The organism is Paenibacillus sp. GSMTC-2017 (genome assembly GCF_016019935.1).
In the GTDB taxonomy this organism is placed as follows: Bacteria; Bacillota; Bacilli; order Paenibacillales; family Paenibacillaceae; genus Pristimantibacillus.
On the sequence record NZ_JAECMT010000008.1, the window covers coordinates 26,003 to 49,239 of the forward strand.

The window sequence follows — 23,237 nt, forward strand, 5'->3', positions numbered from 1 at the left end:
CAGATAACGAGAAAATCCCGCTGCTCACAAGGAACAGCGGGACGTTTTTTGACCATATGGACTTGCTATTATTTCTTATCTGGATCTTCGGAGCTGTTGTCAGAATCAGCCGGTGTTGACGGGCTAACTTCATCCTCATCACGAGGTTGAATACGCACCTTCACATCACCAATCTCTTCGATAATTGGCTCTGCAGTTGATAGCGATGCTGATGAACCTTCAGATCCACCATCTCCACTAGTCAAAGTGCCATTCTCGATAAGTGATTTGATCTGCTCCATCTCAAGCGTCTCTTGAGTAAGCAACGTATTTGCAATTAAATGCATTTCTTTGCTCTTCTCGTTAAGTAGCTTGCGCGCTCTGTCATAACAAGCGTTGATGATGGTTTGCATCTCTTGGTCGATCTCATAAGCAATCGCGTCAGAGTAGTTCTGTTCGTGACCGATGTCACGGCCTAGGAACACTTGACCTTGCGAGCTTCCGAACTGCATTGGACCAAGTCTGTCGCTCATACCATACTCCATAATCATGCTGCGTACGATGCCAGTTGCTGATTTGAAGTCACTGTATGCGCCAGTACCGATTTCGCCGATGAAAATTTCCTCAGCTACACGGCCTGCAAGTAATCCAGTTACTTTATCAAGCAATTCTTGCTTCGTTACAAGCATGCGATCTTCCTTCGGAAGCATGATGACGTAACCGCCTGCACGTCCACGAGGGATGATTGTAACTTTATGAACCAAATCTGCATGCTCCAAGAAGAAGCCTGCGATCGTATGTCCTGCTTCGTGATAAGCGACAATACGTTTCTCGCGATCGCTGATGACACGGCTTTTCTTCTCCGTGCCGACAATTACGCGGTCAATTGCATCGTCGATATCTTTCATGTTGATATCTTTTTTGTTGCGTCTTGCAGCTAGAAGTGCCGCCTCATTGAGTAGGTTCTCTAAATCTGCACCACTGAATCCAGTAGTACGCTTCGCGATAATATCAAGTTTAACATCATCAACTAGCGGCTTATTGCGTGAATGAACTTTTAGTACCGCTTCACGGCCCTTAACATCTGGACGGTCAACCGTAATTTGACGGTCGAAACGGCCTGGGCGAAGAAGTGCAGGGTCCAAAATATCAGCACGGTTAGTCGCTGCAATGATGATTATGCCTTCGTTAGCACCGAAACCATCCATTTCAACTAGCAATTGATTGAGCGTCTGCTCACGCTCGTCATGTCCGCCGCCTAGACCTGCGCCACGCTGACGACCTACAGCATCAATCTCATCAATGAAAATGATACATGGAGCATTTTTCTTCGCATTTTCGAATAGGTCACGTACGCGGGATGCGCCGACACCGACGAACATCTCAACGAAGTCAGAACCTGAAATGCTGAAGAAAGGAACGCCTGCTTCGCCAGCAACTGCACGAGCTAGCAATGTTTTACCAGTACCAGGAGGACCTACGAGCAATACGCCCTTAGGAATACGAGCTCCTACTAGATTGAACTTGCGTGGGTCTTTCAAGAAATCGACGACCTCAACAAGTTCTTGCTTTTCTTCATCTGCACCAGCAACATCCTCGAATGTTACTTTCTTTTTCTCTTCGTTGTAGAGGCGAGCACGGCTCTTGCCGAAGTTCATCACCTTACCGCCGCCACCTTGAGCTTGATTCATCAAGAAGAAGAACAGCACGAACAGAAGAATGAAAGGAATGATGGACGTTAGGAATGTAACCCAGAAGCTAGGCACATCCATTGGATCAGATGTTAGTTTGAAGCCATATTCCTTCTCCCAGTCGTCCAACTTTTCCGCTGCATCTGTACTTAGACGAGTTGTGAAATTTTCACTTTCTAGTCCAGGAGGGATTACTTTATATTTACCTTTTACTAAATACGATTGTTTATCGAACTTAGCCTTTACTTCCGCTACATTGCGAGACTCAACCTGAACACGAAATTCATCGTATCTTAACGGCTTGGTCTTATCACCTTGACCGCTAATGTATTGGAATATGCCAACGGTTACCAAAAAGATAATCAAATAAAAACCTGTATTTCGGATGATCCGATTCATCCCCTACCTCCTCTCAGACGCTTCTGATATTTTACCATAGCATGACTTTCCATAACAAGAGAGCCTATGGGAGACGAGCATGTACCGCATTGGTACGATTATTTCTCGTAGACATGAGGCTTCAAAATACCGATATAAGGAAGATTGCGGTACTTCTCTGCGAAGTCAAGACCATATCCTACAACGAATTCATCTGGCAACGTAAAACCTTTGTAATCTGGCTCCAAGTCAACTGTACGGCGTGCAGGCTTGTCAAACAACGTAACAACTGTTACCGATTTAGCGTTGCGACGCTCGAGCACGTCAATAAGGTAGCTAAGCGTAAGTCCACTGTCGATAATATCTTCGACAATAAGAACGTCGCGACCTTCAACTGTAACGTCAAGATCTTTTATGATCTTTACGACACCTGAAGACTTCGTTGAATCACCATAGCTTGAAACTGCCATAAAATCGATTTCTAGAGGAACTGTAATTGTCTTAACTAAATCAGACATAAAAACAAATGCGCCTTTAAGGACGCAAATAACGAGCGGATTACGCCCGTTGAAGTCAGCACTCAGCTGAGCACCCAGTTCACTTACCTTTGCTCTAATCTGCTCTTCGCTGTATAGAACGTCTTTAATGTCGTTTTGCAAAGTTGTAATCCTCCCACATGATACCTATGTTTATGTGTATACCCTTACTTCTTATTCGTTGCTTGCTGAGATGAATAAGACACCTTTAGTCGAGTCGCCCGTTAATGCATGACTCGAACGACGAATGCCTGGTATCCAAAGCAATCTGTCTTCACTGTCGAACAATAGCGGGTATAACTCCCTCCCCGAGGGCGCAATCTTCTCATCAACGAACATATCTTGCACTTTTTTCGAACCATTTAATCCTAAAACTTGAATTCTGTCTCCTGGTTTGCGATTACGTATCTGCAATGGGAAAGTTAACATCGTAGAATCGAAGCTAGCTTCGAATCGTGAAGTCGGTTTACGGTATTGTCCGGGTTCCAGCCATTCAAGATTAAAGTTCCAACCACATGGCGCAACATGAAGTTGTTCCATACCCTTATGTATCTTGTAACCATAACGATCAGAAATCAATCCCTCGTCATACTGTGAAATCCTGACCCATCGCATAACATCATATTCACGCAAGCATTGGATCCGTCCTCCGGCGTCCATTTTCCATGTTGCAGGAGCGTTTGTTGACGCTGCCAGCCTCATCGTTTCGACTCCGCCATAGGATAAGTTTTCCGTTTCATGCGAAAGATAACTTAATATTAGTTTAATCAATCTCCTTTGTAAAGCGACATGGATTCGCCCTAGTTCCGTACAACTGATTGCACACTCATTAGGTTTTCTTCGAACGAGTTTCTCGAACAATTCGAGCCCTTGTTGCTCCATCCAATCATCTTCAGCTCCCGCCACTTCTGCAAGCCGCTGTAAGGACAAAGAAAGCTGTGGATTATATTGCGATAGATAGGGAAGGATGTCGAGACGTATCGTGTTACGGAAGTAATATCGTTCTTGATTACTACTATCCGTACAATATGGTATTTCATATTCTTCGCAATAACGAAGAAGGTCCAACTTGTTCTTACGGAGCAAAGGCCGTATGAGTTCCATGTTTTTTTCGCTTCTTTTGCTTCCCATACCAGCTAGACCTGTAAGTCCTGTTCCCCTAATTAGACGCATAAGAACCGTTTCTGCTTGATCATCAGCGTGATGCGCAAGTGCAATTGTGCTTGCTCCATTACGCTTTGCCACATCGTGTAGAAATTCATATCGTTTCTCGCGCGCTGCGGCTTGCAAATTTAGACGATTTTCTTCTATATATGTAGGTAGATCGAGTGTATCTGTCTCAACGCGCAAACCAAGTTGTTCTGCGTATGCAACGACTACGTCAAGCTCATGTTGGGATTCTGCTCCTCGGAAGCCATGATTGACGTGTCCGACAATAAGAGACAACTTCTGCTGTTCAGCTAAAGAATAAAGCATATGTAGAAGCGCCATAGAATCTGCTCCGCCGGATACGGCTACGACAATCGTATCACCAGTTGACCATAAACCTCGGTCAGCCGCTTCCTTCATTAATTCAATATGTAAAGAATCATTCATCCTGTCCATCCCCTCCTCCGCCAGTATAATAGAAGCTCATCCCTAAACCCTAAAATACGTGACGCAATAGCCAGAAGATTGATATGGCTAACAGAAGGCCTGATGTGGCCATAAACCCTTTCAACCAACCCGGTGTAGAAGCAGATCCCCTTACCTCGCGTCTATGCATCATGAGGCGCCATGACTCAGCACCTTCAGTCGCGTTAGCAAAGTCACCTATAAGCGCTTTTTTGAGCCAAGGGATAATAGGTCTAAGTGCCGTGCACCCCTCTGCGATAACCATTAAATCACTTATTGACCGATTTTGCGGCAATAATTCCTTCGAGAGAGTATGAAGTTTCTTCGGTTCGTGCAGTTGAATACATAATACGCTAAAGGAAAACAAATCGTATTTCGGATCGGCAGAACGAGAACCACTGTTCCAGAAACCACGGTCGTAGATTTCAGTAAATTGGCGGATACTCTTCCCTGTAGCTGTTACACCGCCATAATCAACTAACTCAACATGACCGTAGTCGGCAACCAATACGTTTTCCACTTTCAAATCTCCAAAAACCCAGCCCGTCCGGTGAAGCTTTGCGAGCTTTCCTAGCAAGTTCAGTCCTACTAAAGGGAACCATTCGGACCCTTGTTCCTTCAAGTAGCTTGCGAGCGTCGTGCCTCGTACATATCTCATCGTATAGAAGGAGTATTCTCGTCCATCGGTTCCGTACAAATCATCGACATCGAAGAGGAATGGCTCTTTGCCTTGTTCGTTCTGTCCTGCTAGAGATTTTAATACGTTAATTTCCGATTGCAAATCAACGGCATCCATCCCTACCTTTAGTGCGAACCAGTCACGATCACGTTGCACCAAATAAACTTTGCCATTCGCTCCTTCACCGAGTAAACGTTCCACACGATATCTGCCTTGCTTCCATTTACCGACCACTATGTTTCCTTGCCGGAGCTCGAACTTAAACGACGTAGTCACCCATCATCCCATCCGTTTCATGTCTGCTCTTCCTGCCGTAATCACCTTGCCGATAATAATCTACAACCTGCATAATAGCAGGCCCTGTCGGTGTCGTTCCACCCATCTGCAACTTCGGGAAAATAGTTTGGATACCATTCAGATGACTCGTCCACGCCAAATCCATTAAACAATCATCGCCATGTCTGGAACCAGGGAAATGAAAAACGGATATTTCGCTTCGTCCCTGCCTCGCTTGCAAGCTGAGCATGAGATCGTGAATAGCTTCCTCAACTGCTGCAAGCTTCGGTTTCATGCTCGCACTTGCATCGATCAAGAGCGCTACTTGCAGAGCCGACGTTTCGCCTAGTTCGTCAATGACTCTTACAACCTCGCTCCGTTTCTCAGGCGGCAACGCCTCAATCGCTCCATTGCCAAGCACTTGCTTCAGCTCTTTCTGCACCGCTAGTTGAATCGTTTGCAGCACTGTTTTACGAGTCATCATTTGTACGGTATGCGAAAGTTGCCGCATGTTGACCACCCGGCTTAATCCTCCGCCTGCGCGGGCTATCTCATCAATCTCTGTCGCCCCTAGTTCCCCAACATCCCCATGATCCAGAACGCCTACAACGTTCACATGAATGCCTTCCGACTTCGCATGTGCGGCTGCTACTACTGGGCTCATTCCAACATTGGAACAGCCGTCCGTAATTAATAAAATTTGTTTCATGATCTTATCCCTCCAATATTCCGTGTGCGCGGAAATGAAAAGCTTTTCTATCAGCTTTTCCTTTTTTGGGAGAGATAAACTCACTAGAGTTACAAAATGCGCGAATAGCCACCTTTCTTACTCACATTTTCAACATGATAGGTCTATCATTGGCTAGCTATTGTCCATTTGTGCCTATTATATCATAGCAACCATTTCAAGAGCGCCCCTATTATGGCAAAGTCCGAGTCAGCAAAGCTAGTCCGAATAATATGAAGCTCTTGGAATATGTATAGACTAGCTATCGGTAGAAAGGATACTAATATCCCCTGCATGAAGCTGCCGACAATTGCTCCCTTCTTGCCGCCATAGACACTTCCGAAAAATGCACTTGCTGCACCTGCGAAGAAATGAGTCATAATACCAGGGATAACGACACTCATATTCAGCATCGCTTGAACAAATGCACTACACATACCAGCTGCCAAGCTCGATATAAACCCTATGACAACGAGCGCTGGAGAAATCGGAAATAGTACAGAACTGTCTACAGCAGGAATCGCGTTTGGAACAATCTTGTCACTAATCCCTTTAAAAGAGACTAAAAGCTGCTCCGTGAACATTCGGACGCCACTTATAATGACGTAAAAGCCCGCCGCAAACACAATTGAATATTTGATAGCAAACACTAGTGTATTTTGATCATTACTCATATCAGCCATCACATCTTTATTCGTAAGTAGCGCCGTACCACCAAATAGAATCATCATAAATAGTGTTAACACCATATTTGTATCAGAGAAAAAGGGCAGTGACTTCATTCTCCTTTTTGGTGCCTGCTCCGCTTCAACGACTGCAGCGTCCCTCTTCTTCTGCCTACCGAACAGCCACTTGCCCATGTAACCTGACAACAAACATCCGATTGTGCCAAAAAAACCGACAGCAATAGGCTTATTGCCGGTAAGTTTTCGTACAAACGGCTGTGTAAATGCTGGAAATACGGCTAACATGAACCCAAGAAGAATGCCGCCGCTAATTAATTTACCGAATGATGATGCCCCATTAATGGCTAGAATCGCTGCAATCATCGAAGCCATGTACAGAATATAGTAGCCATTTAAAAAGATATATTTGAATCTCGTAAATCTAGCTACTACAATATTGGCCAATATGCCAATAAACATTACGATTGTTGTCTCAAAACTATAGTCCATTTGCAGAATAGCCATCATCGACTCATTGCTTGGCACGATACCGAATAGCTGAAAAGCATTTTGAAACATAGCAACAAAGATGGACAAGGATTCGATAATCATCCGAGAACCAAAGAGGATAAGCGTATAACCAATCAACGTATGGATGGTGCCCGATGCCACCTGACTCGCACTTTTACGCTGCGTAATAAGCCCAATAAACACAAACAATGCGATGATGAACATCGGCTCTCTAAATAAGGAAAGCACTGTTTGATCAAACATAGTTATTTTCCTTTAAAAAGTGATCGATTTTCCCCTTTAATTCATCTATATCTAATACATTTTCGATTAAGACGACCGTTCCTTTATTGCCTAGAGGGTCAAATTCATGATTGATTGTCGTTATATATAAATCACTTACCGTTGATCGCGCGGTCATTAAGTCTATATGTTGAATGATCGCAGGAATGCCATGGTCTTTGAATATTTGCTCTGTTTGGAGTCGAAGCAAAAAGCTTGTACCGAGACCCAAGCTACACACTACGGACACATTCAAAACGTCTCATCCTTTACCGATTTAATCAACTCTAAGGCCGTTTCGATTCTATAGGTCTGAAGCAATCTTTCAAGCTTATCTTTATCCATTAGAATCCCTGTCAGTTCCTTAAGTGCTGGAAGATGATTATGCCCATCTGACGATGCAAAAATAATAATAAGTCTAACCGGGTCAAACTTGTTATGTCCGAAGGAAATCGGTTTATAGAGCGTAATTAAGCTCATACAAGTCTTTATCACGCCGTCGGACGGCTTTGCATGCGGCATCGCGATTGCTGGAGATATAACGCAATAGGGGCCAAGAGGGCCTGTACGCTCACAACTCTTTAGCAATGCATCGACGTATCTAGGCAATATAACATTTTGTTCTAGAAGCATATTTGCGCCTTCTCGGACTGCCCCCCTCCAATCGGAGTAGCTAGCCTGCAACTTTATCGTACCAGTAGTAAGTAGCTCACTGAGGGATGGTGCTCTATCCGGCATTTCTTGCGCCGGCTCATCCTCATTGATCGGAACATCCTCTGACTCAAGATGTAGCTGTAGCTGAAAAAGCGACTGAAGCTCTGCTCTTAGCCCCTTCTCATCTGTGATGAGACAATGTTTAGCGACTATTTCCATTACATGATCGTATTTCAGCCTCTGATCAGAAGACGAGGAGCTTTTGCTATCTAACAAAGCATTAAGATTGGCACAATCCTCCTCCGTTAGTAACGGATTTACTTGCAAATACGGAATTGGGGTCTGATCCAGATAGATCGTGGAGACGATTAAGTCGATATCCAACATCGTTCGTTGTAGGAAAGCTTGATAGGATAACGTCTCTACTATTTCTAAATTAGGGAACTGGCTTCGCAGACGAGATTCCAAAATACGCGCCGTGCCAATTCCTGATGAGCAAACTGTAACTACACGTATTTTGTGCGATTGATTGTTCATTTGGCGTTCGACAGCAGCGCAAAAATGAAGAGTAATGTATGCAATTTCTTCATCGATGATCTTCTTGCCTGTAAAGCTGTCAATCGATAAACATGCTCGTTTCACGCAAGCGAACAAATTAGCGTACTTCTTCTGTATATCGGCAGCAAACGGATCAATGAGCTGCATATCAAACTGAACACGATGAATCGTCGGGATGAGATGGAGAAGCAGATCGTTAAAAAGCTTTTCAAATCCGCCAAATTTATAACCCAAGCTAAGCTCCACTTGCAAAATCAGATCGTGACAGATGACCTCAATTGGTCTTAGACTAGCCGCAGACTGCTCCTGCCTTGCATCTCTATGGATGCTTGTACACAATATATATAACATCATATTAACGACTTCTGGTTCCGGAAATGCGATACCAAAATAAGTCGCAATGTCATCGCACATCTCACTTACGACGTCGAATTCTCGCAGTTTCTGTAAACCCGTCGCATCTGGTACGACGTAATCGCCAATATTCCCCGTCTTTAGTCGTTCGATCGTCACTCCAATATGAATGATAAGCGTAGAGAAGGAAATGTCAGTAAACTGAATGTCTAGCTGTTTCTCTAGTTGATGCACACTCATCTTCAAAAACTCCACCTTCTTGGCATCAAACAAATCACCAATCATGGAAGCGATTTCAGGATTAAGTTCGCTAAGTGTAAGCGAAAAGTCCTTCACCAATTTAGCGATGTTATCCTTGTTCGCGTCTGCTAAAAGCAGCTCCATTACCGCCCTGCGCTTGAACCGTTCCTCGCCCTCTACATAAACGCCTCTATTTGTTTTTTTCACTAGTTTCATATGTTTCTGCAGCAACCATTCTTCCACACTGCTTAAATCTTTGACGATTGTCGTTCTGCTCACCATCAACGTTTCTGCAAGTTTCTCCAGCGTAATCGGATTGTCCGTCTTAAACAATTGGAGTACAATTCGCATCTTCCGCTCGTCCTTCGACATGAAATAATCATAAGGCTGTAGAGAACGGATAAGATCGGATAATCGTTCACAATCCACAGCAGACAACGTATGAAGCAATCCTTTGGTTTTACTGCGAATAAGCGGATTGAACCAATGTTCTTTCAGAAATTCATCAATAGTATTCAGATCAGATAAAATGGTTCGATAGGTGACGTTAAACGATGTTGCCAGATCTCCAGGTTTCACTTGGTCTTGTGCGATAACAAGTTTCAAAATCTCAATGCAACGGGAATTGATCATATTAGCCCCCAAATCCTTCGTCTGTTAGCCCTTCCAAAAGCTGCTGCATTTCGGCAACTGCCAGTACTTCATCTGCACCCTGTACATCTAGCTGAACTTTAGACCCTTCCTGAACACCGAGCAGCATAAGAGATATTGTACTTCTTAACTCAGCAATCTTTCCATCATAAGAAAGATGCATCCTTGAGAGATAGGTTTCTGCTCGTTTCGATATAATCACACATAATCTAGCATGTAGGCGTGACTTCACTTTAAGTTGTATCGTTATCATTCCAACACTTCCACAATTTGTTTATACCTATTTTAATAGGTATGTCTACAGTCATCAAGACGGGTATTTCACCACTTTATTTCACAATCCAATATGAATAAAAGTGACTTAATGGGTAATTGTGGTATTTAATCTACAACTTTTATAATAAAACTATCATCCAGAAAGGAGAGGATCATCATGAGTCAACTTGCCACCGCAAGTGGAAAATCACCGCCAAAGAAAGAACGCAACAATCCATTGAAAAAACTAGCAAGAGATCCTATTCTTCTTGCCACGATTATTTTCGTTATCGTTTCCCTATTCATATTCGTGGTGCTACCTCTATTCGAAGTATTAAAGCAAAGCTTTGTAGCTACGGATGGATCATTTACTATTCAAGCTTACGTAAGCGCCTTCACTTCTTCTGCAAACTTCACGGCGATTACAAATACACTAGTGCTTGCCACAATTGTAGGTGTACTTGCAACGTTTATCGGATTTATGTTTGCTTATGCCGGAGCTTACATACGCCTCCCTGGTAAAAAGCTATTTAATCTAATCGCAATGCTTCCGATTATTTCACCGCCATTCGCTGTTGCGCTTTCTACTATTCTTCTCTTTGGAAGTCGCGGATTGATCTCTCATGACTTGCTCGGAATTGATAGCGCTAACATTTATGGATTAAAGGGTCTGATCTTCGTTCAGACATTGTCCTTCTTTCCAATCGCTTATTTACTGCTTAATGGTGTTATGAGATCTATTGATCCATCCATTGAGGAGGCTGCTCGTAACTTAGGAGCATCTCGCTGGAACACCTTCTCGAAAGTAACATTCCCACTTGTAAAACCAGCAATCTCGAACGCATTCCTGCTCGTCTTCATCAAATCAATCGCAGACTTCGGTAATCCGATTACTATTGGCGGAGATTACACGACACTCGCAACCCAAATTTATTTGCAGGCGATCGGCAACTATGACATGCAAGGAGCAGCAGCAATGGCTGTCATCCTACTCGATATTTCCATCATCTTGTTCATTATTTCTAAGTACTACTTGGAGAAAAAGACATTCATCACTGTAACGGGCAAGTCCTCTCGTGATCGTGTCTTGATTGGTGAGCGACATATCGCTTTACCTATCTCTGTATTTTGTCTAAGTATATCAACTGTTGTCATCTTGCTGTACGCACTCATCCCACTTGGCTCGTTCGTTAAGCTATGGGGAATCGACTACAGCTTCACTTTTGATCACTATATTTATGCCTTTGAAGTAGGCAAGAAGGCGCTCATCGACACTACTCTTCTATCTTTAATCGCAATGCCAATTACCGGAGTGCTAGGTATGATTATTGCATACTTGCTCGTTCGCAAGAAATTTTTCGGCAAAACGTTTATCGACTTTACGACGATGCTAAGCATCGGTGTACCGGGAACAGTTATTGGAATTGGTTTTGTACTTGCCTTTAACTCTGCTCCACTAGCACTTACAGGTACAGCAGCAATTCTCGTTATCGCTTTCGTATCACGAAGTTTACCTGTAGGGATCAAAGCAGGACAAAACTCATTGCGACAAATTGATCCAAGCATTGAGGAAGCAGCCATGAACCTTGGTGCAAATTCGTTCAAAGTGTTTACGAGCGTTACACTGCCTTTGATCAAAACGGCCTTCTTTGGTGGTCTTGTCTATTCCTTCATCAAGAGCATGACATCGATGAGCGCTATTATTTTCTTAATATCAGCAAAGTACAAACTGCTTACGATTTCTATCTTGGATCAAGTGGAGTCCGGCAAGTTCGGCGCAGCTTCTGCATTCTCGACTATACTTGTCATCATTGTATACATCGTCATCTTTATTCTATATCGTTTGATTGCTCTGCTCGGCGTAAATAAAAAGGACATATCGATGTAAGTTCACTAATCAATCAGTCAAAACGAGGAGTAGGAGGGCCACATATGACTTTCAAATCGGTTACTTTACAGAACGTTACCAAAACGTTCGAGGATCAAAACAAAAAATCGGTGCATGCCGTTGCTGATGTCAACTTGACGATTAAAGAGGGTGAATTTGCTACTCTGCTCGGTCCATCGGGTTGCGGTAAAACGACGATGCTACGGATGATCGCTGGGTTCGAGGAAATTACAGAAGGTACTATTTTATTTGGAGAAGACCCTGTTAATGACTTACCGCCTAATAAAAGGGACTGTACGATGGTGTTTCAATCGTACGCCTTATTCCCTCACTTGAACGTGTTCGACAATGTCGCATATGGACTAAAACTCAAAAAGATGTCGAAAACCGAAATTGCAAGCAAAGTAGATGAAGTACTGAACGTGATGAACTTAGGTGAGCACACGTTCCGTATGCCGAATCAATTGTCTGGCGGTCAGCAGCAACGTGTTGCTCTTGCTCGTGCACTTGTTATGGAACCAAGTGTATTGCTCTTCGATGAGCCGCTATCTAACCTTGATGCGAAGTTGCGATTGCTCATGCGAGATGAAATTCGCCGTATTCAGAAGATGATTGGCATTACTGCAATCTATGTTACCCATGATCAAGGTGAGGCACTGAGCATGAGCGATAAAATTATCGTCATGAACAAAGGTCATGTGGAGCAGATCGGTACAGCTCAAGAAATTTACCAAAAGCCGCGTACAAAGTTTGTCGCTGACTTCATTGGTACAGCTACCTTCTTAGAAGGAACCGTTATCTCACTTCAGGGAGACACGTTCCAAGTAAAAACAGAAGCTAGCATTTTCAGCACAAAATCTATTGAAGGTGCCGCTGTCGGGGATGTGGTAAGTATCGTTCTTAGGCCGGAGTCGATCCGCTTCACAGAACGTTCCGCACATGTCGCTTCCGTTACAAAAAGCGTCTTTATGGGTCAATATCAGGAATACGAGGTCGATTTCGGTGGTCAGTTGTTGCAGATTACCGTTATGGACCCTCTAAGCCATAAGATTTATGAAGTTGGAAACATGGCCTATCTGGAATTTCCAGAGGAATCACTGCATGTAGTTAAACTATAAGGAGGGTTCAAGATGAAAGTATGGTCAACGTTTAAAACGGTAATGGCTGTAACGTTAGTAACTTCACTACTACTAACAGGCTGTGGTGGGAAAAAGAGCGGTGCAGACGATACACCAAAAAGTTTAACCATGTATATTGGAGTCGTTGAGGAGCAAGCGTTACAAATTGCTAAGCAATTCGAAAAAGACACTGGCATTAAAGTAGAATTTGTTCGTATGAGTGGCGGCGAGATATTGGGCCGTATTCGTGCAGAAAAAGACAATCCAAAAGCAAGCGTATGGTATGGTGGCCCTGCCGACTCTATGATCGCTGCAAAGGAAGAAAACTTACTTGAGCCTTATAAATCCAAAAACGCTGAAAATATCTCTACTAACTTCAAAGATGCTGAAGGCTACTGGACAGGCATCTATCAAGGCTACCTCGGCTTTGTCGTCGATGGCCGTTACTTGAAAGAGCGTAACATTGAAATTCCGAAAACATGGGATGACCTCCTTAAACCGGAATTTAAAGGTCAAATTATTGTAGCTAACCCAGGTTCATCAGGAACAGCTTATGCCTTGCTGTACACGCTTATTAATCTTAGAGGCGAAGAAAAAGGCCTTGAATACATGAAACAGCTAGATAAACAAATTAAGCAATATACGAAATCAGGATCAGCACCAGCTAAATCTGCAGCTCTAGGAGAAGCTGCGATCGGCATCACGTTTATTCACAACGGTATTCGCTTGCAGAAGGAAGGCTTCACGAACGTTGAACTGTCTACACCTTCAGACGGTACTGGATTTGAAGTTGGAGCTGTCTCCATTATTAAAGGCGGACCAGAAATGAAGGCCGCACAAATTTTCGTAGACTGGTCACTAACGAAAGAAGTTCAAGAACTTGGCCAACAACATGGCTCGTTCCAATTTTTGACGAACCCAGATGCGAAGATGCCAGATGAAGCCGTTCCGTTCAAAGACACAAAACTTATCGACTACGATCTGGACTGGGCAGGTAAAAACCGTGAGCGTTTAGTTGATGCTTGGGATAAGACAATTAAGGAATAGTTGCCACGGGTATTATTTTGCTATTATTAAAGTACGTAGTTACAAAATGTAAAGGGATGCTCATTCGAGCATTCCTTTTTTTAGCTAAGAGGTTCAGCAGATACCTATTCATTCAAGACTAGCTACCTCCAGCTTAACGTCAGACACAACTGGCGTTAAAAAATTATCCTCTGTATACAAGCCAATACTATATTGATTACGATCATAATCAGACGTTTCAACCTCGATATTAGTCGCTTTTTGTCAATTGTTCCACGTGAAAACATCGGGTACCTTGTTCAAACTCATCCTTTCACCTCTGTTGCTGAGGATAAAATTCATTTATAACACAACTGCACTTCGAATTGTTCCTTTCTCTTTATAAAGAAAAAAACCTTAACTGAATTCCGTAGAATCAGTTAAAGTTTCATCCGTCATATCTATTCCATTTCGTTAATTACCTTATTGAGCATAATCACCTGAGTAGTTAATAAGCGACGCATCATGCACACCTTCAATTTCACTAATCGTTTGTACAAAAGCTGTATTGTCGTCGCGTAGCATAAGCTCTACTGTCAGCTCTGTGAAATCTTTGCGCACCGTCTTAGACTTTAATTTGCTATTTAACTTACGCAATTGAACACGAAGCTCATCATTCGCAGCATCGGTATGACGAACGATTAGCAAATACGCTTGCTCCTTCAGCTTCCGTCTCGATAGCCACGCTAACGTTAGTCCAATTACAATGGAGCCACCAAGCGCTAGTGGGTACATCTTTGCTCCACTTGCTATCCCCGCTGATATCGCCCAGAACATATATACGATGTCGAGCGGGTCTTTAACCGCGGTTCTAAATCGCACAATACTCAGTGCCCCAACCATACCAAGTGATAGAACGATATTTGTGCTAATGGTCATAATAATTAGTGCTGTAATCATCGTCATTAAAACGAATGAAACGTTATAGTTATAGCTGTAAACTACGCCGCGGAACGTTTTTCGATAGATCCAATAGATGAACATACCGATAATAAAAGAGCTAAATAATCCTAGAAACATATCTACGTACGAAACACTGCGAAATGCCTCTAAATGAAGTACGCTTTGTTTAATGACATCTTTAAAATTAATGGTGTCTTCCATGCTCTCACCTCAAACCTTCTATTCTTTATAGTGCTTCAAGTTGACTTCTCGACAAATAACGTATTTGGATATAGAGGATCGAATCTGATTGTCTGGTCGAACAAGTTTGCGAATATGATCCGGAAGAAAGCTGTCAAACTTTACTTCTAATATCGTTTGAGGAACAGGAATAGCTTCTTCAAGCACTAAGTTCGGATCAAACAAATCAAAAGTATTAGTTCCAGCTGATAACTTCTTGTCAAACGTAATTCTAACGTTCCCAAACTCATACACATAAGCTGCTCGCCAATAGTCGACAATGGCCGTTGGACGGAACCCACGATGTTCCAGAGCCGAATAGAACTCCTTAAGCAGCAATGATTCCTTCCCTATCAAACAACGGTAATCACCGTGTAAAATAGAGTCATACTCTTCTCTACTAATTCGTGCAGACTCCTTGCATACAAACTCTCCAAATTTGCTCTTCCGCTCCACGAAGATAACAGAATCGCTACCGTTATACGTTCGGATACGATACTTCTCTCTTATAAAAACCCCATTATTTTTATCATGTAATGCATTGTCTTGTTGACCGTCAAAATATAAACTGCGTATACAATAGCCATCTCCGTTAACTGAATGTTGATCCATCCTAAGCATTGAGGACACCCGATGATGCAGGGATACATAATCGTGCAGATGCAAATAGTATTTATGTTCGGTTCGAAATTTCCTGCCTTGGAATTGCAATCTATTGCACCTCAAATTCTCTCATGCCGTAATAGAAATCGCCCTCTGGATCCAGATAATAATCAAATGAAACATTGCTACTTCCATGACTATCACGAGCAGTGACTCTCCAATAATAAATTCCTGGACTTACCTTGTCAGTTGTCCATTTTGTTTCTGTTAATTCTTTCTCTTGTACTACAATTTGGGTAAATAGAGGATCCTTCGCGACATCGATATCGTAGGACAAATCATCACCTTGAAGATCATATGACATGTCCCAATTAAATCGGAGCTCATTACCGGATTGAATGACTTCCCCTTGAAAGAACGGTTTCGGCCTCTCAATATCCTCTATAAATCGTTTAAAACTTTTTTCCGGTGTATTTATAAACCTCTGTATGACGGATTCATACTCACTGTTTGCTACCGGTAAATACTTAATATCTGGATCTCTATAAAGGAATGGTTCCACTACAGGCCGATAATTTTTAATCATCTTCGAAATGTTTTCTTTATTAATGATTTTAGACAATTCATCCATCTTTACTTTTAATTTATCTACATTGTCTAGCGTACGGAAATAGCGTTTATGTAGTTTGGAATTCCAATATCTACTGATACCGTTACGGGTAGTCTCGCTGTCTTCTGCGTGTCGCTCGATTTCCCATCCACCGTCATAGTCCCAAGGCAAGAAATACCATTTATTAGAATTCAATGGTGAGTAGAGAAAGTAGTTACTTGTATCTGTATCCATATTGTCCATCAATATATTTGCTGCTGTCCAAGTGAGGAAATTATCCAAATCAAAGTGCTTTTCAATGACTTCATCTATCGGAATTTGTGAATTATTTAAATCGTCAAGCATACCAATTAACTTGTCATGTTCTTCTCTTCCCTTAATTTCTAGAAGAGTCTCGAACTCGCTTTTCTTATAATTGGGATCATTATGCGACTTTATTTGATCGGGATACCGATCAAATTCAAAAAAAGATGCTTTATATAGATGGCCGTTAGGATCTAACATATGTGCCTTTAAAAACTGCTTGTTAGGTTGTTCAATATGTGTGAATAGACCATAATCGACAAAATTGGCATCCTTTTCTCCGTTCGATAAATCCTTTACAAATAGATTTACAAACTGGGTTCTTAAACTCGATATATTCGGTATTGTTTCGAATAAATCAAAACTTAGCTTATTTGCGAATTTGGCATCATCATTATTATGCTTATTTAAATTAAAACTTGTTTGATCCAGCCATTGCCCAGCTTCATCATGAAGCTTAATGCGGTATGATTTCTGCGGGGCATACCATGCTGTCCGTCCTCTTAAAGTAATTGAACCATTTGCTTTCGTTGTTCCATAACCAAACATGCCTTGTGCTGGACCAGCACCTTGAGCTGACCCCTCCTGCATAATAATAGAAAGAGATTTATCCTCACTTTTATCTGGAAGCCTGTTTAGTCCGTACCAATCCAACGTCTTCTCCGAACCGGATTTATCTGGGAGTATGGTTACATAAACAGTCTTTAAAGAACGGTCATCATCTCGCTCGTATAACCGCTTATCTTCTATAAGCTGCGAAGATACCCCGAGTCCCATAGCACTTGTACTTTCATTATTCACCTTAATATCGGATGATTGGCTCCCACTCTCTGACTCCCCCAAACAAGCTGACAATAACAATGTCATAATCAACAATACAGAAACAGCCTTTCCTGGCTTCAATAGAAATGACTTTTCCTTGCTTTTCTTACTCTGGTTAATTGGTTGAGAACAGAATGTAAAGTAGTCAATATTTCTTAATACATAAAGTAGTCTCACAATAACAGCCACTAACGTTATAAACGATGCAAGGAACATACCTAATCCATCATAATCAAGCATCATCATCCAATAGGATAAAGTAATATTTAATAGGACAAAAATAGCTCCAATAACAACCACACCTTTTCGATCATCAAAGTACATAAGAACGTGTACTAGAACAAACATAATAATAAATAGGAAGTACGCCAGTGTTAAAATACTAAATAGATCAAGCTGAGCCATTGTAAAACCGATGCTAGGGAAAAACTTAATACCTAGCGCGATTGCCATAACTGTAAATAACAATTGTACTTCCATAAGAAAGCTAATCTCTTTCACTAACGTATTTTGCATCTTTTTCTTAGCTGTTTGTATGTCCTGAATCGTGCCCCCATTAGTAATATGAAGATAGTACGTTCGGAATTTCTCATAAAAAGAAGTTTCGACGGACACAACAAATGTGACTAGAGTTGGCATGACTGACATAAAGGCATAAAATACGGGCAAATCATAATAAGACATCACTAGAAATCTACCTGCTATCTCTTCACCGTCCGGCCCAAGCCAATATACAAAGTTGTGTAAATAGACACCGGAATAAACGAAGCATCCTGCAAAAAACAACGAACTATACCTTTTAAAATATTGAATAAAGGAAAATAATAATTGTTTATTGGCCTTCGGAAATTTTTGTTCAAAATGATGAAAAGAGAGCACCACAATAATAAAAAATCCGATATCTATGCCGAGTAATGCTGCAGTTGTATGTTGAAGATCAGTAAATAAAAACAACATCCAGCCACTTAGAAGCGCGGCAGCAGATCCAATAATAAAACCGCGTACAATACGCATATAATCTTTGAGCGCTGATAGATAAACCCCTTGAAGCCATATCACTATAAGCTCCATAAAAAATAGATAGGCCGCAAACTTATAAGCAAGGCCAGCATCAACTTCTTTTAGAAAGAGCCATGCAATTATTGCACATATCGGAAGCATGATAGCTAATGCTCCATAGAAGGATGACATTAACCGATCATATTTCTTCTCATAAATCATGTCAGCGATATAACGAGTCAGAACAAGGGATATTCCGCTTGTAAAAATAATTGAAAAAACGAAGCAATACGAAACCGTCGCTATGTATAGTTCCCACTCCATATAACTGCTGCTATAAAAATCCATTATTCGCTGCAATGCAATAATAAGGAACATACATAAGATCATTGGGCCAACAGTCGTCAGTGAAGAATAGGCATAGGCTTTTACATTATTAATGAGTCCCTGCTCTCGAAATAACTTTCTTAATTCGAAGCCAATTCCCGCCATTTGCTATCACCTCCGAGCGATTGATATAAAGCACGATAGTTTTTAATTACATCACTTTGACGATAATATTTTTGAACACGAAGAAAAGCATTACGTCCCATTTCTTCTCTTAATGCTCGGTTCTTACATAATTGAATTGCAGCGATCGCAATTTGTTCATAGTGCATGACAGGTGCGATTAAACCTGCTGGTCCAATACCATCATCCAATCCGTCGAGTAATTCCTTGCAGCTTCCTACATTTGTAGATACGAACGGCTTCGAGCCCGCCATTCCCTCCAATATCGCAAGAGGCTGACCTTCACTTATACTAGTCAACATCAATAGATCCATTCGACCTAAATAGTCCTTTACCCTTACAGAACCTGTAAACGTTACATCCTTAAGTGCCAATGTTTCCACCAGCTGCAAGCACTCTTCATAATACTGCTCGTCCTCTTCATACGGCCCCATAATAGTGAACTCTGCCTGAGGAATCTCGCGTTTGATCAGTGCAAAGCTTTGTAACATCGTCTTAATATCCTTGATGGGAACTACACGAACAATGGCACCTATTCGAATAATATTATCTTCCGGGTTTACCACTCCAATATTCGTATATTCCGTACTATGCACACCATTAGGAATGATCCTTATTTTATTGCTGTTGCAACCAAGCTCAACTTGAATTTCTTTGTTTCGGTTAAATAAGGTAACGACTTCATCTGCTTCCTCATAGGCACAGCTCGAAAGTTTGTAGAAATATTCAATCCACACATCTTTGAAATAGCCCTTAACCCAGTCAGCTTTAATAATCTCTTCTTCCCTCTCGCGGGAATAAATGCCATGCTCTGTTAATAGGAGAGGTTTGGTATAAAGAAACTTAGCAAGTGCTCCTACTACCCCGGCATACCCAGTTGAGACACTATGATAAACATCTGCTTCAGGAATATCATTACGTATCGTTAGGAACAATGGAAGAATCATGGAGCGTACCGTCCAGAACATTTCTGTGAAAGGAATCAGATTGTATTTCTTACTACACAGCTCCTCTAATATGTCGAAAAAGTCTTTGCTCGAAAGAAAATCAGCTGCATTTTTGAATTTTTCACTTCTGAGCACTTTAAAGAGATTGTTCCAATGAATATCTTCGCCACTACCTAGCAACGACTGTATATTTTGTTTATTCAATGAGGATAAGCGAAACCTACTACCCCATTTCCCTTCTTCCTCGAGGTAAGTATCCAAGAAGGTTTCTTTCACTTCAATAATGTTAGCCGGAAGCTCATATTTGAACTTGCCAGCTTGTTTGCTCTGAGCGCCAATGGAATAAATAATAAATTCATGTTCTGGCATTTGTGAAACAATATTGTGAATCCAGCTAGATACCCCTCCAGTTATGTAAGGGTAAGACCCTTCTGCAATCATACAAATTTTCATTTCATCACCCGCCCAATCCAATTGTGAACTTTGAATCGAATACTGTTACTAAATACACATTCTCATCAATTTTTTTGACTGAGCAGTTGTCTTGCCTCGCAATCTTGCGTTCCGATCGCAAAATATAGTGTAATGGAGCATCGTAGTGAGTAACTTCACCACTGAAACCATCATCTTGTTTCGTTATTTTAACTTCTGCATGAATCGTTTTGGCTAGATCAAGCGCAGCCTCGGTCGATGTCTGGTTTCTAAGCCATGGATAACTTTTATCCAATCTCTCTAACATGGCGACAAACTCTTTGTAAAGTTCCTCCCACGATTTGTTGTGGCTTCTTGACTCCACTAATAGATCATCAGGATGAACAAAGTGCGAAAATACGCCAACTGAGGTCATCGCATTGGCTTCAATCCATCTATAATGTGGGGTTTCAAAGTAACCCGATGATATTCTCGGCATTTCAATGATTCCGTCTTCTGCTATTTCAAATTCCTGAACGTAGGACATATTGCTATAGTCTGTATCGTATAGAGATGAAATAACGGTTAAATTGGGCCAAGCTGCCTTCAAAGCTTCACGACCATCCACACCCAGTACATTAGAAGGTGGGACATAGGACATGACAGAATATTTCGGGAAGGCACTGTCTACATACTTTAAAACGCCCTGAATGGATTGTTCCATGTCAGACTGACCGCTCCAAATGTTATATTCCAAAATATTTGCTGTTTCTTTATTAGTCTGTAACGACTGATGATTATAACCATGCAGACCAATTTCTCCTCCACTCTTAATTACTTCACGACCATAAGCGATAAGATTATGTCGTTCCTCGTCAACCGGAGCAAGAAATGGCGGTGTTACCTTGTCGTTATAAGATTGAATAACAGCGGCGGTATATTTAACCGAATAACGTTTAGCTGCTTTTAGCATGTCAGGCCACCATATTTTGTGGTAGAACGTGGGGATATCCACGCCATATTTTTGATAGATGGACGGTTCAAGCCCCTTTTTAATCGGGGCTGGAAAGTCATCAATAAAAAAAACTTTGGAATTAAAAATAGGATATATTGTATCCGCTTGTAACAATCCGATGGCTCCTGCAATTAGTCCTCTGTTTCCTTTAATTTGAAGCATATCTCCATTAAAAACGAGGAATTGTCCTGATCCATACTCTCGTTTCCACATCAGCGGAATACCTTCTAAGCTTTCTGCTAATAATTCAACCTTCTCATCAAGTTCCAGTCTTAAAGAAACATTAAAGATAAAATCATGTCCTGTTTTCAATCCCTTTTCAGCAATCAGTACATTTGAAGTCAGATGAATACCCTTCGTCACCTCAGCATAATCAAATGCAATAATTCCGAGCTTTCTGTAAATTTGAACAAAGGTATTATCTAGCTCAGGAGTATTCATTAAAAATACCGATCCGCCATTATGGACGTAATCCACCATAGCGGAATTTTCGTTAATGACTTCAAACTTCCCAATCGTCACGAGAACACTTGTGCATCTGGAATAGTTAATCTTCTCCGAACTCAAATCTATAGGCAGCGCTGCTCGTTTCATGTACTTAAGTGTCTGGATAGCTTGATTCTTTATGTTTACACTGCTCTCATTATTAGAGTTAAATGCTATACAGTACTTTTCATCTTCTATTAGCGCTGCCATTGGTTCGTTTATTGTTTTTGTTTGTTCCAAAATACTTTGCCGCTCTTCTAACCACTGCTCATTATGATTAAATTGTAGTACGAACTGAGAACGTGCAATTTGAATCAATATTGCCAGTGCTAATATAGTTACCATAATGATATAAACGTTCCTTCTGAATTTTACATCCTTGTTCATCTTAGACTGAGGCTCCTTCCGACCAAAATCGAACCAAAGTTAGCGCTTGATTGGAAAGTCTTATTGGTGATCGCTTCAATTGATCCAATGTCTGGTGAAGCCTTAAGGCAGATCTCGTCGTAAAATATACCTTTAGCAAACAAAGATATGCCTCTTCACTATGCGGATACTGTTCTAGATAACGTATGCTAGTAGATTCAGCTACGGCATAGAGTTCTAACTTAAGCTCCGTCTCCACTTTATCCTGATAAGCCCATTCCGCTTCATCCGATAATTCTATAAGCGTCTCCAGTACATTTATGTATGTATATTGATATTTTGTAATGGTTCTTTCATCAAGAAACCCGCTACGCAGGAAACCTTTAAGTACTAATGAATAGTTATGTACGACGTATTCATCCTTTTTGTGTTGTTCATATTGAACAGACAACTCTTGAATAGCAATCAAGAGCTTACGCTTCACTTCCATAATGGCACTAACAGCGTAATGAGATGTTTCCGTATCCTCATTACTTACCGCTGTTTGCAATATTTCAAGATAATGAATAGAGTCCTGCTTGAGTACATCAATCATGACTCTACGTCTAGTTTGATGCTCACTGACGACAAGAGCATCCTCAATTGGAATAACATTAAGCTCTTTCTCTGCTTCAAGCACGGAATAAATGCCGACATGACGTACCTTATGTTCCTCTTGCTGCTTTGTAATGTAGTCGTGAAAGTCTTCCCCGGCATTAACATACAGCCTCTTTGGCCAAAATATCGGAAATAGCCATCCTATAATCGGAAATACAGTCACTATTACGAGCCTAATTAATAACTGTGGATAGGAATGACCATAACGCAGGTAAAGTAAAATTGCAGATAAGAGCATATACGCTACAAACAACCAAACAACCATT

At 41.5% G+C, this 23,237-nt stretch carries 18 protein-coding genes; 3 read left to right on the top strand and 15 right to left on the bottom strand.

Annotation, left to right across the window (positions count from 1 at the left end; all coding sequences use genetic code 11):
* Nucleotides 1–68: 68 nt before the first annotated feature.
* From ftsH to I6N90_RS23160, 9 genes are all read right to left on the bottom strand, one after another.
* Nucleotides 69–2,069 (bottom strand): ATP-dependent zinc metalloprotease FtsH, encoded by a 2,001-nt coding sequence (ftsH, locus tag I6N90_RS23120; protein ID WP_197938151.1) that lies wholly within the window; start codon nt 2,067–2,069, stop codon nt 69–71.
* 98 nt (nt 2,070–2,167) lie between these two features.
* Nucleotides 2,168–2,707, bottom strand: a complete 540-nt coding sequence (hpt, locus tag I6N90_RS23125) for a hypoxanthine phosphoribosyltransferase (RefSeq protein WP_197938152.1) — start codon at nt 2,705–2,707, stop codon at nt 2,168–2,170.
* Between the two features lie 51 nt (nt 2,708–2,758).
* Nucleotides 2,759–4,180 carry a tRNA lysidine(34) synthetase TilS gene (tilS, locus tag I6N90_RS23130; RefSeq protein WP_232243288.1) on the bottom strand — a complete coding sequence of 474 codons (1,422 nt, stop codon included), beginning with the start codon at nt 4,178–4,180 and terminating at the stop codon, nt 2,759–2,761.
* Nucleotides 4,181–4,229: 49 nt separating this feature from the next.
* The gene (locus I6N90_RS23135) at nt 4,230–5,153 is read right to left on the bottom strand and encodes a protein kinase domain-containing protein (protein WP_197938154.1); all 924 of its coding nucleotides are present in this window, start codon (nt 5,151–5,153) and stop codon (nt 4,230–4,232) included.
* The gene (locus I6N90_RS23140; RefSeq protein WP_232243289.1) at nt 5,137–5,862 is read right to left on the bottom strand and encodes a vWA domain-containing protein; all 726 of its coding nucleotides are present in this window, start codon (nt 5,860–5,862) and stop codon (nt 5,137–5,139) included. The genes I6N90_RS23135 and I6N90_RS23140 overlap by 17 nt, the downstream gene beginning before the upstream one ends.
* Before the next feature lie 182 nt (nt 5,863–6,044).
* Nucleotides 6,045–7,319 (bottom strand): PTS transporter subunit IIC, encoded by a 1,275-nt coding sequence (locus I6N90_RS23145; RefSeq protein ID WP_197938156.1) that lies wholly within the window; start codon nt 7,317–7,319, stop codon nt 6,045–6,047.
* Nucleotides 7,312–7,587 carry a PTS sugar transporter subunit IIB gene (locus tag I6N90_RS23150; protein ID WP_332262509.1) on the bottom strand — a complete coding sequence of 92 codons (276 nt, stop codon included), beginning with the start codon at nt 7,585–7,587 and terminating at the stop codon, nt 7,312–7,314. The genes I6N90_RS23145 and I6N90_RS23150 overlap by 8 nt, the downstream gene beginning before the upstream one ends.
* 2 nt (nt 7,588–7,589) lie before the next feature.
* Nucleotides 7,590–9,776, bottom strand: coding sequence for a BglG family transcription antiterminator (locus tag I6N90_RS23155; protein WP_197938158.1), 2,187 nt, complete (start codon nt 9,774–9,776; stop codon nt 7,590–7,592).
* 1 nt (nt 9,777) lies between these two features.
* Nucleotides 9,778–10,047: an HPr family phosphocarrier protein gene (locus I6N90_RS23160; protein ID WP_197938159.1), complete on the bottom strand. Its 270-nt coding sequence runs from the start codon at nt 10,045–10,047 to the stop codon at nt 9,778–9,780.
* A gap of 180 nt (nt 10,048–10,227) precedes the next feature.
* Between I6N90_RS23160 and I6N90_RS23165 the strand changes: the two genes are divergently transcribed.
* The 3 genes from I6N90_RS23165 to I6N90_RS23175 are packed head-to-tail and all read left to right on the top strand — an operon-like array spanning nt 10,228 to nt 14,102.
* Nucleotides 10,228–11,937, top strand: coding sequence for an ABC transporter permease (locus I6N90_RS23165; protein ID WP_197938160.1), 1,710 nt, complete (start codon nt 10,228–10,230; stop codon nt 11,935–11,937).
* Between the two features lie 44 nt (nt 11,938–11,981).
* On the top strand, nt 11,982–13,055 hold the full coding sequence (locus I6N90_RS23170; protein ID WP_197938161.1) for an ABC transporter ATP-binding protein: 1,074 nt from the start codon (nt 11,982–11,984) through the stop codon (nt 13,053–13,055).
* A 12-nt stretch (nt 13,056–13,067) separates the two neighbouring features.
* Complete coding sequence (locus tag I6N90_RS23175) at nt 13,068–14,102, top strand: ABC transporter substrate-binding protein (RefSeq protein ID WP_232243290.1); 1,035 nt, start codon at nt 13,068–13,070, stop codon at nt 14,100–14,102.
* A gap of 441 nt (nt 14,103–14,543) precedes the next feature.
* On the opposite strand, the gene I6N90_RS23180 is transcribed toward I6N90_RS23175, so the two are convergent.
* Genes I6N90_RS23180 through I6N90_RS23205 form a run of 6 tightly spaced genes read right to left on the bottom strand, consistent with a single transcriptional unit; the run spans nt 14,544 to nt 23,236 of the window.
* Nucleotides 14,544–15,224 (bottom strand): DUF4956 domain-containing protein, encoded by a 681-nt coding sequence (locus I6N90_RS23180; protein ID WP_197938162.1) that lies wholly within the window; start codon nt 15,222–15,224, stop codon nt 14,544–14,546.
* A gap of 18 nt (nt 15,225–15,242) precedes the next feature.
* Nucleotides 15,243–15,968: a polyphosphate polymerase domain-containing protein gene (locus I6N90_RS23185; protein WP_332262506.1), complete on the bottom strand. Its 726-nt coding sequence runs from the start codon at nt 15,966–15,968 to the stop codon at nt 15,243–15,245.
* The gene (gene pelG, locus I6N90_RS23190) at nt 15,955–19,071 is read right to left on the bottom strand and encodes an exopolysaccharide Pel transporter PelG (protein WP_197938165.1); all 3,117 of its coding nucleotides are present in this window, start codon (nt 19,069–19,071) and stop codon (nt 15,955–15,957) included. The genes I6N90_RS23185 and pelG overlap by 14 nt, the downstream gene beginning before the upstream one ends.
* Nucleotides 19,047–20,489 (bottom strand): GT4 family glycosyltransferase PelF, encoded by a 1,443-nt coding sequence (gene pelF, locus I6N90_RS23195; protein ID WP_197938167.1) that lies wholly within the window; start codon nt 20,487–20,489, stop codon nt 19,047–19,049. The genes pelG and pelF overlap by 25 nt, the downstream gene beginning before the upstream one ends.
* A 4-nt stretch (nt 20,490–20,493) precedes the next feature.
* A complete protein-coding gene (locus I6N90_RS23200; protein ID WP_197938169.1) occupies nt 20,494–22,335 on the bottom strand; it encodes a DUF2194 domain-containing protein in 1,842 nt (613 codons plus the stop codon).
* 1 nt (nt 22,336) lies between these two features.
* Entirely contained in the window at nt 22,337–23,236 is a 900-nt protein-coding gene (locus tag I6N90_RS23205; protein WP_197938171.1) for a hypothetical protein, read from the bottom strand.
* Nucleotide 23,237 lies beyond the last annotated feature (1 nt).

Excerpts from the sequence above, each read along its gene's own strand:
- ftsH (WP_197938151.1), bottom strand. The coding sequence starts at position 2,069 with ATGAATCGGATCATCCGAAATACAGGTTTTTATTTGATTATCTTTTTG.
- tilS (WP_232243288.1), bottom strand. The coding sequence starts at position 4,180 with ATGAATGATTCTTTACATATTGAATTAATGAAGGAAGCGGCTGACCGA.
- I6N90_RS23140 (WP_232243289.1), bottom strand. The coding sequence starts at position 5,862 with ATGAAACAAATTTTATTAATTACGGACGGCTGTTCCAATGTTGGAATG.
- I6N90_RS23145 (WP_197938156.1), bottom strand. The coding sequence starts at position 7,319 with ATGTTTGATCAAACAGTGCTTTCCTTATTTAGAGAGCCGATGTTCATC.
- I6N90_RS23155 (WP_197938158.1), bottom strand. The coding sequence starts at position 9,776 with ATGATCAATTCCCGTTGCATTGAGATTTTGAAACTTGTTATCGCACAA.
- I6N90_RS23160 (WP_197938159.1), bottom strand. The coding sequence starts at position 10,047 with ATGATAACGATACAACTTAAAGTGAAGTCACGCCTACATGCTAGATTA.
- I6N90_RS23165 (WP_197938160.1), top strand. The coding sequence starts at position 10,228 with ATGAGTCAACTTGCCACCGCAAGTGGAAAATCACCGCCAAAGAAAGAA.
- I6N90_RS23170 (WP_197938161.1), top strand. The coding sequence starts at position 11,982 with ATGACTTTCAAATCGGTTACTTTACAGAACGTTACCAAAACGTTCGAG.
- I6N90_RS23175 (WP_232243290.1), top strand. The coding sequence starts at position 13,068 with ATGAAAGTATGGTCAACGTTTAAAACGGTAATGGCTGTAACGTTAGTA.
- I6N90_RS23180 (WP_197938162.1), bottom strand. The coding sequence starts at position 15,224 with ATGGAAGACACCATTAATTTTAAAGATGTCATTAAACAAAGCGTACTT.
- pelG (WP_197938165.1), bottom strand. The coding sequence starts at position 19,071 with ATGGCGGGAATTGGCTTCGAATTAAGAAAGTTATTTCGAGAGCAGGGA.
- pelF (WP_197938167.1), bottom strand. The coding sequence starts at position 20,489 with ATGAAAATTTGTATGATTGCAGAAGGGTCTTACCCTTACATAACTGGA.
- I6N90_RS23200 (WP_197938169.1), bottom strand. The coding sequence starts at position 22,335 with ATGAACAAGGATGTAAAATTCAGAAGGAACGTTTATATCATTATGGTA.
- I6N90_RS23205 (WP_197938171.1), bottom strand. The coding sequence starts at position 23,236 with ATGGTTGTTTGGTTGTTTGTAGCGTATATGCTCTTATCTGCAATTTTA.